This is a genomic window from Planktothrix prolifica NIVA-CYA 540 (assembly GCF_963864145.1).
Taxonomy (GTDB): Bacteria; Cyanobacteriota; Cyanobacteriia; order Cyanobacteriales; family Microcoleaceae; genus Planktothrix; species Planktothrix agardhii.
In genome coordinates this window covers 4,566,484-4,578,069 of the sequence record NZ_CAWLTW010000001.1, presented here as the reverse complement: position 1 = coordinate 4,578,069, position 11,586 = coordinate 4,566,484, and the positions used below count along the sequence as shown (strand labels likewise).

The following is an 11,586-nucleotide window of genomic DNA, read 5'->3' as shown; positions in this document are numbered from 1 at the left end:
AGGTGCGTGCGCTAAACCTAACACTAATAAATTTAATCTTTTGTTATTGGTGTTAGGTTTTGCGGCTAAGTTTAGGGAAGAAAGCCCTGAAGGGCTTACTACTTGTGACCCCAAAATTTCCTAGTCTACGGTATGACCAACGACGGTGATCGCTTCTTTAATCTCGGTTTCAGAAGGTGTACCGTTAATATTAACTATCTTTGTCTCTAAATTAATTTTAATATCAGCCTCAGCATCCAAAGATTTAATCGCCTTAGTAACAGTATTGGCACAGGCTTGACAAACCATGGAAGCAACTTTGATTTCAACAGTCATGGGTTTTGCTAGTAATCAATAATTCTAATGATTAACTTGCTTTACCATAAAAAAGATTAAATGTCAAGTCAATTCGGGATAATCGTTAGTGATCGGTTGTTGGTTAACACCTCAACACCGGAGACATGAGTGTTAATTGTTAAAATCTATTAAGATAGAGACAGGATAATATTGTTTCAGAAGTTAAGCGTAACCCTGCTATGACCTCACAAGTTTTAGTTGAAAAGAAAAAGTTAGAAAAACCTCCCTTTGAGATTCACTATTTAGGCGATCGCGCCTTGAGAACCCCCGCCAAACGAGTTTCCCGCATTGATGATGAAATTCGTCAACTGGTGCGGGAGATGTTACAAACCATGTATAGTGCTGACGGTATTGGTTTAGCCGCGCCCCAAGTCGGCGTGAATAAACAAGTGATTGTGATTGACTGCGAACCCGATAATGCGGCTAACCCCCCTTTAGTCTTGATTAATCCGACTATTATTAAATCCAGTACGGAAATTTCACCCTCTCAAGAGGGATGTTTGAGTATTCCGGGGGTTTATATGGATGTAACTCGCCCGGAAGTGGTGGAAGTGTCTTTTAAAGATGAAAATGGCAGACCGCGCACCCTGAAAGCGACGGAATTATTAGGTCGTGCAATTCAACATGAAATGGATCATTTGCATGGGGTTTTATTTGTAGATCGAGTGGAGAATAAATTGGCTTTAAATGAAGAATTAGCCAAACATAAATTTTCACCAAAAGCTGTTAAATCCGTTAAATAATATAGGATAATTCAAGATGGTCGGTACTCCAAAAAGCATGGTTTTATTATTAGGTTCTTGTATAGCTGCGATCGCCTCTGTCGGTTCAGTTTTTGAACTATCTTCAGGAAATCCAGAACTAGGAAGTTTAACCACCAGTGTAATTTTAGCCTTGAGTATTCCTTTAAGTGTGTTTCTGTTTTTTGCCGCCGTTAAAGATGCTCAAATGAATCAAGAATAAATCTCTAATAGTGAGCCCTTCAGGGCTTACTATTAGGAGTCGTGGCTAACGGATGGGGGGGATATCAAAATTAGGATTGTTGACAATAGGTATAGGTAAATGCAGATTACATTTTTAGGTACTAGCTCGGGGGTTCCCACGCGATCGCGCAATGTTTCCAGTATAGCTTTGCGTTTACCGCAACGGGCTGAAATTTGGCTATTTGATTGTGGAGAGGGGACGCAGCATCAATTCCTTCGTAGTGATTTAAAAATCAGTCAAATTAGTCGAATTTTTGTTACCCATCTACACGGCGATCATATTTTTGGGTTAATGGGGTTATTAGCTAGTTGTGGGTTAGCGGGAAATCCCAAACGGATTGATATTTATGGGCCATCGGGATTATCCGAATATTTACAGGGTTGTATTCGCTATTCCCAAACCCATTTTTCTTATCCGGTTAAAGTTCATACTATTGAGCCCGGAATCATTTTTGAAGATGAGGAATATCAAGTGGTTTGTGGGCCGTTAAAACATCGAGTCCCAGCCTTTGGTTATCGAATTATAGAAAAGGATAAACCCGGACGATTTGACGTAGAAACAGCCCAAAAATTAGGGATTCCCCCAGGGCCAATTTATGCCAAACTGAAACAGGGACAGACCGTAACCCTTAATGGTCGGGTAATTCGGGGTACGGAATTATGTGGCGAAGCCCAAGTTGGTCGTAAATTCGTCTATTGTACCGATACGGTATTTTGTGATGGGGCGGTAGAATTAGCGGAAAATGCAGATGTATTAGTTCATGAAGCCACCTTCTCCCATCAAGATGCAGAAATGGCTTTTCAAAGATTACATTCTACCTCAACAATGGCGGCACAGGTAGCACTAGCCGCCGGGGTCAAACAATTAATTATGACTCATTTTAGCCCCCGTTACGCCCCCGGAAATTCAGTTATTTTAGAGGATTTATTAACAGAAGCCAGAAGCATTTTTCAAAATACAGACATGGCTTATGATTTCCTCACCCATACAATTCCCCGTCGTCCCTCCCCGTAGTAAGCCCTTCAGGGCTGTCTTAATCCCGTAGTAAGCCCTTCAGGGCTTTCTTTATTTCTCTAGTTTTTGGAATCAGAATGAGTCCTAAAGGACTTACTACGGGACTCACTACGCAATACTGAACTTTTCTATCCTTTTTGATCTTAACTGCCGCCAAATAGGTTTTATTCAGTCATACAGAAGGTTTCAAAACTCCTGAACTTATCCCTATCGACAGTTTAACTAATATCGAACACACTTGAACTATAGATAGATGATATAGGGTTTCCCCAAGAGGTAAGACCATGATTAGAACTATTTTAGTTGTTGAAGATAATATCGTTAACTGGAAAGTCTTTGAACGGATTTTAACCAGACGTGGCGGGTTAATGGCAAAACATACCGAAGATGTGCAAACTGTCATGGAAATGGCGGCTAACAAACAAGCGGATCTAATCTTAATGGATGTGTCTTTAACCAATAGTTATTATGGCGGGAAAGCTGTTGATGGGATTGAAATTACCCAAATGTTAAAAGCGAATCCCGCCACTGCTAAACTTCCAGTTATTCTAGTTACTGCCTATGCGAACACAGGCGATCGGGAAAACTTTTTAGCGCGTAGTGGCGCCGATGGTTATATTCCTAAACCCGTCGTTGATCATAAGGATTTTGTTGCACAAATTAAATCCAAATTACCCGCAGATGAATAAAAAAAACTTTAATTTCATAGAATCAACCTTGGTCGAAAATTATGATTTTACCAGAGTGCATTATTCTGCAACAAGAAGCCACCAACCCGAATACCCCAAAAGAAACCTTAATCGAGTTACTCAATGAGTTTCCTAAACCTGTTTTGAGTAATCCACAATTTCGGGTTTTATGTTTGAATTATCCCCAACTTCTCCATAAAATTTCGGTCGCGACTCTGCGCCTCTTGGTTCAGTTTAACACAGCCCCAGAAAGTTTTCTGCACTGGGTCGAAAACAATTCTGAACCTGATGTTTTAGCGGGGTTTAATTATTCTACTAATCCTGAACTCTCCAGTTATAAATAAGATAAAATGGCATGATATCGCAAATTTTTGTCAAAAAATCGATCTTTAAATTATAGGCTGTATCAGAGGCGCGATCGCACCAACAAATACCTTTAACAAAACTTCCTTAACAATAAACTCCACTACATTAATACTAACAGAATTTCCCAATTGATAATAAGCCTTATCATCATGATAATGTAGACAAAAATGATCGGGAAACCCTTGTAAACGGGCCGCTTCACGGGGAGTAATGCGACGAACACGATGATTATGGTAAACACCCAATTTATTCGCATCACTCGCTACTAAAGTTACCGCAATAGATTCAGGATCTAAGAATTTATACACCTCAAAGGAAAAATTACCACTCACAGGTTTATATTGATGATTAATAATTTTAAGATATTTTTTATTGACTAATAACTGAAGAAGATCATCTAAATTAGGAGGATTAAAAAATGTCGCTATTTGATTTTTAGTTAAAAGTTTCCCATCTTGTTCATCCCCAAACTCTTTATTTCGTCTTTTCAAAATAAAACGATTCATTAACTCAATTTCTTGGGGACTACATTCTCCTTTTAAACCCAATTCCCAAGAGTGTATGGAGTTTCCCCCGCGATAATCAATTAATCTTTTTCCATGGAGCTTTTCTAAATCACCTTTTAAATAGTTATTTAAACTTTCAATAAAACCAGGAGAACAATCATATTTGGGATCAGGATTATCTTCTAAAATTGTTTTAACACATGAAAATTGATGCTGTTGAAATAGAGAAAGTTGCTGCATATAAGAATGAGAATCCTGTGGCCCTGTATCAGAGATAATATTGAATTTTGGAGATTGTCCTAAGACAGCAATCATATAAGCTCTTAATCTATTTTGAGGTAAGCCAAAATTGCAGCTATTTAATAAAAATATTTGAAAACTATAGCCTCTTTTTTTGATTTCATATTCTATCGTTTGAATGGTTTTCCCTTGATCATTAGTTTGGATTCCTCGCACATTCTCCAATATTAAAATTTGAGGTTTATTTGTATCTATTAATCTCATAATTTCAAAAAATAATGTTCCCCTCGTATCTCCAAATCCTTCTTTCTTACCTGCGTAAGAAAATGATTGACAGGGGAAGCCCGCCAGTAAAACATCATGTTCTGGTAATTTTTCGATTGTCTTAATATCACCTAAAGCATTGTCTTTAAAGTTGGCTTGATAAACCCATCTGGAATCTTGATTAATCTCGCTACTCAGCAAACATTGAGGTTTAAACTCTAATGCTAAAGCTGCTTTTTCAAAAGCAAGTCTGATTCCTCCAATTCCGGCAAACAAATCAATAAATTTAATGGTTTTCATTGTAATATTATGAATTTTCTCTAATAAAATAGGCTAATAGCTGAATTTCTTCCTTTGAGAAGGCTACAGTACAATCACTATAAAGACAAATTGTACTTACTGCATTTTTTCTAATGTTAATATTGCCGGCTCCATCTATTTGTCAAAGGTTTAGATCAGTTTGTCAATTTTTAAGTGCATTTTCAAAAACTTCCCTAACAACTCAACTCCCCAACGAAGCCGATAAATTTCCCAAATTTCAGCATCAGTAACACCCGCTTATCCATCGGGATGTAATTGATACTCTCATCGTCTGAAGACAGGCTCGATTCTGCGGACAGAATTAAATCACTTTAATTCTTGCTACGACCGCCGGGCAAAACTGATCAAAAGTGTGGTATCCTAAGTGATTGTGGAAATTTACGGATCATCTCTGAGATTCAACAACTATGGCTCTCACACAGCAGCGTAAACAAGAAATCATGTCCGAGCACCAAACCCATGAAACCGATACCGGTTCCTGCGAGGTGCAAGTGGCTATGCTGACGGAACGGATTAGCAAACTCAGCGAACACTTAAAAATCAATAAAAAAGATCACGCTTCTCGCCGTGGACTTTTACAAATGATTAGTCGTCGTAAAAGCCTGTTAGGTTTTTTACAACGCCTAGACAAACCACGCTACCAAGCGTTAATCGCTCGTTTAGGAATTCGGGGTTAGGGTTTTTCAGGCCTTCTGTAAATCCCTCTATCTTGATTCCCGACCTCAAGCTTTCCTCCTGCATTTCCAGACCCCTTTTCTGAACCTATGTCCTCTGAACGTCCGACCGCACGGCCCGCCTTTGAACCCAAGAAAAATCGCAAAAAAACCGATAAAGCGACTTCTAATCCCCCAGACAAGGCGATTTCAGACCCTAAACCAAAAAAACAAATCAGAAAGTTAAGGCAACTTCTAAGTCTCCCCAACCTGAACCCAAAAGTCAGAAGGAGACTAAACGCACCTACACCCGGGAAGAAACAGCAATTCCAGAGAAAGTCAGTCAACGGATGCTCTCTCGGATGGTGGTTTTAGCTGGAATTCCTTTGCTCCTGGGCTTAGGAAGCTTCATCGGCAGTTACTTCATCATTACTCAAGATTTACTTGTCCTTCCCAATACGGCTATTGTAATTTTGAGTATGGGATGTTTTGGGTTAAGTGTCCTGGGGTTAAGCTATGGGGTGCTGTCCGCATCCTGGGACGAGGACGCCCCGGGTAGTGTTCTGGGCTGGCAGGAATTTCAACTGAATTTAGGGCGAATGCAGGATGGATGGAAAGCTGCCAGGCAAAACAAACAGAAAAATTAAGAATTCACAAGATTGTGTCCAAAACTGAATTGTTAAATTGGCTTTAATCTAGGCCGTATTTTCTTAGACAATTTCAGCTTTTTAAGTTTGATCCATCGATCATAAAACCATAAATGATTATAGTAATGAAAGTCGGCACACCAGAAGCCGAAATTGAACGTTTAACTGAAGATCTCAACACCAGTTGGGGTTTATCACCGGAGAAAATTGTCGGTAAACACAAAGTTGTGATTGGGTTAGTCGGTGAAACTGTCGATCTCGACCCTTTACAACTGCGGGAAATGAGTCCTTTTATTGAGGACGTCATGCGGGTAGAAAAACCCTATAAACGGGTGAGTCGTGCCTACCGTCAGGGGGAAGCCAGTGAAGTCACTGTTCCAACTCCCGCCGGGAATGTTACCTTCAGCGAACATCATCCCCTAGTCGTTGTGGCTGGGCCTTGCTCGGTGGAAAACGAGGAGATGATTGTCGAAACCGCAAAACGAGTTAAAGCCGCTGGAGCTAAATTCCTGCGGGGGGGAGCTTTCAAACCTCGGACGTCTCCTTATGCGTTTCAAGGACATGGTGAAAGTGCATTAGGGTTATTAGCTGCGGCCCGTGATGCAACGGGATTAGGTATTATTACGGAGTTAATGGATGCCGAAGACCTGGAAAAATTAGGGGAAGTTGCCGATATTATTCAAATTGGCGCTCGCAATATGCAGAACTTTTCCCTATTGAAAAAAGTGGGAGCGCAAAACAAACCCATTTTGCTCAAGCGGGGAATGTCGGCCACCATCGAAGAATGGTTAATGGCGGCGGAATATATCCTAGCGGGTGGCAACCCTAACGTAATTTTATGTGAACGGGGAATTCGCACCTTTGATCGTCAGTATGCCCGTAATACCTTGGATTTATCCGTTTTACCTGTATTGCGATCGCTGACTCACCTACCAATTATGATCGATCCTAGTCATGGCGTCGGTGTGGCGGAATATGTTCCCGCCATGGCCATGGCTGCCATTGCCGCCGGAACAGATTCCCTGATGATTGAAGTCCATCCCAATCCGGCTAAAGCCCTATCTGATGGCCCTCAATCCCTGACTCCAGAACGGTTTGACCGCTTAATGCAAGAATTGTCTGTCATTGGTAATGCCGTAGGTCGTTGGCCGAAAGAACTGGCCGTTGTCGGTTAAATTAGTCTCAAAAATTTGGAACTTGATCAAGGCGTTTGTAGCAAACGCCTTTGTTTTTGGTATCCATATATAGCAATCCTATTTGAGTTATAGGAATAAATGGGCCTGAAACCCAGGCACAGCAAGGAGCCAATATTAGAACCTACTTAGGATTGCTATATAATGATTGTGTTAGAATCTCGGCAAAAATTATTTCTTGAGGAGTGAATCTACCCATGTCTAATCTGCACAAAACTGTTTTTTTAGGGACTGCGATCGCATTAACCCTAAATGGGGGTGAACTTCTGGCTCAGGAACTTTCCTCGGAATCCTCCTTAGAAAATATTGTTGCATCTTCGGTAGGAATTGCCTCTCAAACTTTCTCAGCAACACCAGATTTTAACCCAGAGCAGATTTTTGCTCAAACTTCAGAACTTAATCCATCCTTAGAAATAGCTTCTCAAATCACCTTAGAAACATCGGATTTCAACCCAGAGCCATTATCTATTCAACCTCCAGAAATAGAGCCATCAGCCGAAATTATTCAACAGCAACCCCAGACTTTATCGGAAGCCCAAAATGATTTTCCTTCAACCCAATCGGCCGATTTAAGTAATAATTGGATGGAGCGAGTTGAGTGGAGTGTTGCTCAAAATTCAGATCAATCCTTACCCGTTGCCCAACAACAAAATGAAGAAGAAAAACCCGAAGATCCCCGTAAAGCCGCCGATGCCAATGGCCGTCGTTTAAGTAATAACTTTAATTATATTGGTCTTGGGGGTAATATTGGAATTGCCGGAGATGGATCGGGTTTAGGGGGAGGAGGTTTAATGACCCTCTCAAAAACCGGGTTTTCAGAAAATTTTTCCTTACATTCTAGTGGAATTCTAATTGGAAGTGATAGTGCGAGTCTAACGCACTTGACCGCAGAATTTCCCGTCAGAAGTGAAACCAATGCGGTGCGTTTTTCTCCTTTTGTCGGAGCCGGAATTATCTACAAAGATTTATTTAATAGTGACCTTAGTTTTGGCCCTTCAGCCACCGTTGGAATTGATATTCCCATTTCCTACAGTTTCTTAATTACTGGACGTGCCAGTGTCGGATATATTCGAGAAGAAACGGATTTCGGGATTCAAATTGGTTTTAGTTATATCTACACGAAAGGGTTACTGGGTTTGATTTTTAAATAATTTTCCCAAAAAGGAATATTGTGTCAATAATATTCCCTATTCCCTATTCCCTATTCCCTATTCCCTCCCCCCGTGCACGCAGGGTTGGGGGGGCTGTTCCCTAGCGCTATAACTGAAAAAGACCTATTCCTTATCGTGACTTTTTTCAATTAAAGCATCAGATTCTTCAACCATGGTTTTTAAGAGTTGATTCAGTAATACTAAATTCTCAGAAGATAGGGGCGTTATTGCCAGACGAGTGTTCAGTTCACTTAGTTTGTTTTGGAGTTGCTGCGTCAGTCGTAGAGCATCTAAACTTAATTTAGATAACTGTTGTTTTTGATAAAACTTTAAAGCAGCCCCGCGTAAAACCTGTAGGTTAGCTTCTTCTCCCAAGGGTGCTGGATTAATTCTTAAACGTAGTAACAGATGGGTATTTTGATAAAGCCTTTCCATTTCAACTTGTCGCGGTTTATCTATAGGAATTAATGGTAGTTCTACTAATAGTTTTAATTCATTAATAACCCCTTGAAATTGCTGATCATCTAGCCCGGTAACAACGGATTGTAAAACGCCATCTTGACTCCACAAAATTCGGCTTAAATTAGCCTCTTGACGTTCAAAATAAAGCCTTCCAATACCTCCCATTAAAACTCGTCCTAACAGTTCTTGTAATAATTCATGGGGAGATAACATTGATAAAACTTCTACCGGACTTTCTAAATAAGTCGTCCTTACCTCTAAAACCGATAGTGCTTCTGAAGAACTTGGAGATGTTGATTCTACAAATTCAGATAAAAAACTTTCAATTTTTGAAGTTGATAAATTTGAATTGACTGGTGCTAAAGAAATAATTGGCTCTATTTCCACAACTTTTGGAGAGGGAACAGAAGTCGAGACATTAGAACTTGAAACAGGAGTTGGTGATGAGTTTTTCTGTTCAGAAAATTGGGTGATTGTTTCCATATCTATTGTCAAAGATTCATCGGTTTTAGCCTGTTGTGTATGATAGAGATAGGCTGATAAAATAGAACGTTGCTCCTTCGAAGAAATCACCTGACTGATGATGGAGCAATTCATGTAAGATACGATCTTCTGCACATATTCTAAGGCTGATTGATCTTCTGAATCAACCACACCTAAATATACATGATTTTCTTTGAGACAAAGAGGTAAAATTTGGTAATGCAGGCAAACTTCTAGCGGTAAGATACTGTCAATTAAGGCAAAAATTTGCTGCGCTTCCAGTGTAACTGTCCCAGTTGCTTCAGATTTAGCTAACATCTTTATAATTTTAATTTAGTGTCTTAGTCCAATATTCTTAGATTTAGAGCTAAGTTCAGCATGAATTAGCTCACTCACGAAGGCACCCCGGCTTAAATCAAATATCTACAACCGTTGAGGAATAAAGACAAGGGGATTAGTAATGCTCCTCTATTTGATTTAAGTTTAACAGCCTTTGCGGAAATCAGCTATAAAATGTAAGTGAAAATGGCTAAACTGCGGGAGCCGGAAATTAGCGATCGCTCCTTGCCATCCCTAGGTTATGATCATGGATCATGCTATGTTGGATTAAACTGATCGCCACTAGGGAAAATTCAAACCCCTGATTTCCTATCTTTAATCGGGTTAGTTGTTAAATTCATTCCTTCCCGTCTGACTCTGAGATCATAATAAATAACCCCAGCAATTGATTGCCAAAATGGAAGAAATAAAGCCCCGATAATAATATTTATAGCCACAGAAAATAAATTCACAATCAGTTTATAAGTAGATGAATCGGGGTTAACTATAATTCCAAAAGCCAGTGGCAAAAAGACGATAATCAATATAACTAAAATTGAAACAGGTAAGATAATCAACAATCCCAGAAACAGAATCCCTTGAATCCGTAATACTGCTCCTTTGGTTAGTTTCCAACTGCGACTAATGGCTGCTGTTGCGGTCATATTATCTTCAACGGCTAAGGGTAAAGCCGCAATGTACATTCGAGAAATTAGCCAAATATAGGCAAATAAAATCGCAATAAAAATCCCAAAACCGATTAAGTATGTAACCGGGTTATTTTGTCCTAAAATAGCCACTAAGATACCCACAAAAATTCCTCCGACTACAGTTAATCCAAAAATTCCACCCATTACAATTAAGCCAACTAGAATTCCTTGCCCTAAAAAGCTCCACATTCTGCGCTCGACACGACTACGAGCTTCTGAAATTACTTCGGGCTGTTCTAAGGTTTCATAATAAGCTAAACGACCAATTAGTGCAGAAAGGGCGGAAAATTTAGCCCAGCCATAAATCGGAATAATTGACCAGCAATAGGCTTGCAGAGCTATATTAAAATAGGATCTGAAATGATCTCGATAGATGCGTAACCCGGCACTAATGACACCAATTATGCTCAGAGGGCTAATGGTTTGATTTTTAGTCATAATCGTAAGATGATGTAACAAACAAGCTGATTTTCCCGTGATCTTAAACCAAAATTCTCAAAATCCCAAAAATTTTATAAATATTAAACTTTGGGGAGAAAGACGAGAAAAACACGGGAAACAATCATGAATCAATCCGTCAAAGTCAATAAAAATAGTGCCATGGTTAGAGGAAAAAGTTTTCAAAAATATTTGACAGCAGTTATATTAGGAACAACTGTACTGTTCGGAGGAGTGACAAAACAGAGTCCAGCCCTATCAATTCAGCCCCAAAACCCGATTCCCCTGGCTCCATCCCCAGTTAAATTCCTAACCCCTCACACCCCCAAATTTGCCACTTCTAATTTATTTCCCCCACCCAATAATCAACTTAATGACTCGATTGAAAATAATTTGAGAGTGGTGATTAAATTAAATCAACGTCGGGTTTATCTCTATCAAAATCAACAACTCCAAAGCAGTTATCCTATCGCTGTTGGTCGAGAAGGTTGGGAAACTCCGGTCGGTAAATATCAAGTTATCGAAATGATTTCCCAGCCCACTTGGGAACATCCCTTTACCGGAGAAATTATTCCTCCAGGGCCAGATAATCCTTTAGGAGAGCGTTGGATTGGGTTTTGGACAGATGGAAAAAACTATATTGGTTTCCATGGAACTCCTAATACTGAAACCGTTGGACAAGCCGCTTCGCACGGTTGTATTCGGATGTTTAATCAAGATGTTCTAACTCTATTTCAGAGGGTAAAAATCGGAACTCCCGTAATAGTTGAACCTTAAATAAACATACGCAATTACGCTATATATAGCCCAT

Annotated in this window: 14 protein-coding genes and 2 pseudogenes; 10 read left to right on the top strand and 6 right to left on the bottom strand. The window is 39.8% G+C overall.

Annotated elements, in window-relative coordinates; genetic code table 11:
* Positions 1–120: 120 nt before the first annotated feature.
* Positions 121–315, bottom strand: a complete 195-nt coding sequence (locus AC559H_RS20230; protein ID WP_026795133.1) for a heavy-metal-associated domain-containing protein — start codon at positions 313–315, stop codon at positions 121–123.
* Positions 316–515: 200 nt separating this feature from the next.
* On the opposite strand from AC559H_RS20230, the gene def reads away from it, so the two are divergent.
* The 5 genes from def (at position 516) to AC559H_RS20205 (ending at position 3,367) form a co-directional block, all read left to right on the top strand.
* Positions 516–1,079, top strand: coding sequence for a peptide deformylase (gene def, locus AC559H_RS20225; RefSeq protein ID WP_026795134.1), 564 nt, complete (start codon positions 516–518; stop codon positions 1,077–1,079).
* Between the two features lie 16 nt (positions 1,080–1,095).
* Entirely contained in the window at positions 1,096–1,299 is a 204-nt protein-coding gene (locus AC559H_RS20220; RefSeq protein ID WP_026788190.1) for a hypothetical protein, read from the top strand.
* A gap of 99 nt (positions 1,300–1,398) precedes the next feature.
* Positions 1,399–2,334 carry a ribonuclease Z gene (locus tag AC559H_RS20215; RefSeq protein ID WP_026795135.1) on the top strand — a complete coding sequence of 312 codons (936 nt, stop codon included), beginning with the start codon at positions 1,399–1,401 and terminating at the stop codon, positions 2,332–2,334.
* Between the two features lie 287 nt (positions 2,335–2,621).
* The gene (locus AC559H_RS20210) at positions 2,622–3,023 is read left to right on the top strand and encodes a response regulator (protein WP_026787812.1); all 402 of its coding nucleotides are present in this window, start codon (positions 2,622–2,624) and stop codon (positions 3,021–3,023) included.
* A 41-nt stretch (positions 3,024–3,064) separates the two neighbouring features.
* Positions 3,065–3,367, top strand: a complete 303-nt coding sequence (locus tag AC559H_RS20205; RefSeq protein ID WP_026787813.1) for a hypothetical protein — start codon at positions 3,065–3,067, stop codon at positions 3,365–3,367.
* Between the two features lie 45 nt (positions 3,368–3,412).
* Here AC559H_RS20205 and dcm read toward each other — a convergent pair whose 3' ends face one another.
* The 3 genes and pseudogenes from dcm to AC559H_RS20190 form a co-directional block, all read right to left on the bottom strand.
* Positions 3,413–4,699: a DNA (cytosine-5-)-methyltransferase gene (dcm, locus tag AC559H_RS20200; RefSeq protein ID WP_026795136.1), complete on the bottom strand. Its 1,287-nt coding sequence runs from the start codon at positions 4,697–4,699 to the stop codon at positions 3,413–3,415.
* Between the two features lie 7 nt (positions 4,700–4,706).
* Positions 4,707–4,790: a hypothetical protein gene (locus tag AC559H_RS20195; RefSeq protein WP_422630663.1), complete on the bottom strand. Its 84-nt coding sequence runs from the start codon at positions 4,788–4,790 to the stop codon at positions 4,707–4,709.
* Between the two features lie 62 nt (positions 4,791–4,852).
* Positions 4,853–4,936, bottom strand: a pseudogene (locus AC559H_RS20190) (hypothetical protein); the annotation flags it as partial.
* A 191-nt stretch (positions 4,937–5,127) separates the two neighbouring features.
* On the opposite strand from AC559H_RS20190, the gene rpsO reads away from it, so the two are divergent.
* From rpsO to AC559H_RS20170, 4 genes and pseudogenes are all read left to right on the top strand, one after another.
* A complete protein-coding gene (gene rpsO / locus AC559H_RS20185) occupies positions 5,128–5,397 on the top strand; it encodes a 30S ribosomal protein S15 (protein WP_026787815.1) in 270 nt (89 codons plus the stop codon).
* A gap of 263 nt (positions 5,398–5,660) precedes the next feature.
* Positions 5,661–6,020 (top strand): annotated as a pseudogene (locus AC559H_RS20180) (PAM68 family protein); the annotation flags it as partial.
* A gap of 113 nt (positions 6,021–6,133) precedes the next feature.
* The gene (gene aroF / locus AC559H_RS20175) at positions 6,134–7,195 is read left to right on the top strand and encodes a 3-deoxy-7-phosphoheptulonate synthase (protein WP_026787817.1); all 1,062 of its coding nucleotides are present in this window, start codon (positions 6,134–6,136) and stop codon (positions 7,193–7,195) included.
* A gap of 215 nt (positions 7,196–7,410) precedes the next feature.
* Entirely contained in the window at positions 7,411–8,364 is a 954-nt protein-coding gene (locus AC559H_RS20170; protein WP_026795137.1) for a hypothetical protein, read from the top strand.
* Positions 8,365–8,487: 123 nt separating this feature from the next.
* Here the strand turns inward: AC559H_RS20170 and AC559H_RS20165 are convergent, their stop codons facing one another.
* The gene (locus AC559H_RS20165; protein WP_026787819.1) at positions 8,488–9,627 is read right to left on the bottom strand and encodes a GspE/PulE/PilB domain-containing protein; all 1,140 of its coding nucleotides are present in this window, start codon (positions 9,625–9,627) and stop codon (positions 8,488–8,490) included.
* 314 nt (positions 9,628–9,941) lie between these two features.
* Positions 9,942–10,775, bottom strand: coding sequence for a glycerophosphoryl diester phosphodiesterase membrane domain-containing protein (locus AC559H_RS20160; protein WP_026787820.1), 834 nt, complete (start codon positions 10,773–10,775; stop codon positions 9,942–9,944).
* Between the two features lie 126 nt (positions 10,776–10,901).
* Between AC559H_RS20160 and AC559H_RS20155 the strand changes: the two genes are divergently transcribed.
* Positions 10,902–11,552, top strand: coding sequence for a L,D-transpeptidase (locus tag AC559H_RS20155; RefSeq protein WP_237745590.1), 651 nt, complete (start codon positions 10,902–10,904; stop codon positions 11,550–11,552).
* Positions 11,553–11,586: the final 34 nt, after the last annotated feature.

Excerpts from the sequence above, each read along its gene's own strand:
- AC559H_RS20230 (WP_026795133.1), bottom strand. The coding sequence starts at position 315 with ATGACTGTTGAAATCAAAGTTGCTTCCATGGTTTGTCAAGCCTGTGCC.
- def (WP_026795134.1), top strand. The coding sequence starts at position 516 with ATGACCTCACAAGTTTTAGTTGAAAAGAAAAAGTTAGAAAAACCTCCC.
- AC559H_RS20220 (WP_026788190.1), top strand. The coding sequence starts at position 1,096 with ATGGTCGGTACTCCAAAAAGCATGGTTTTATTATTAGGTTCTTGTATA.
- AC559H_RS20215 (WP_026795135.1), top strand. The coding sequence starts at position 1,399 with ATGCAGATTACATTTTTAGGTACTAGCTCGGGGGTTCCCACGCGATCG.
- AC559H_RS20205 (WP_026787813.1), top strand. The coding sequence starts at position 3,065 with ATGATTTTACCAGAGTGCATTATTCTGCAACAAGAAGCCACCAACCCG.
- dcm (WP_026795136.1), bottom strand. The coding sequence starts at position 4,699 with ATGAAAACCATTAAATTTATTGATTTGTTTGCCGGAATTGGAGGAATC.
- rpsO (WP_026787815.1), top strand. The coding sequence starts at position 5,128 with ATGGCTCTCACACAGCAGCGTAAACAAGAAATCATGTCCGAGCACCAA.
- aroF (WP_026787817.1), top strand. The coding sequence starts at position 6,134 with ATGATTATAGTAATGAAAGTCGGCACACCAGAAGCCGAAATTGAACGT.
- AC559H_RS20170 (WP_026795137.1), top strand. The coding sequence starts at position 7,411 with ATGTCTAATCTGCACAAAACTGTTTTTTTAGGGACTGCGATCGCATTA.
- AC559H_RS20165 (WP_026787819.1), bottom strand. The coding sequence starts at position 9,627 with ATGTTAGCTAAATCTGAAGCAACTGGGACAGTTACACTGGAAGCGCAG.
- AC559H_RS20160 (WP_026787820.1), bottom strand. The coding sequence starts at position 10,775 with ATGACTAAAAATCAAACCATTAGCCCTCTGAGCATAATTGGTGTCATT.
- AC559H_RS20155 (WP_237745590.1), top strand. The coding sequence starts at position 10,902 with ATGAATCAATCCGTCAAAGTCAATAAAAATAGTGCCATGGTTAGAGGA.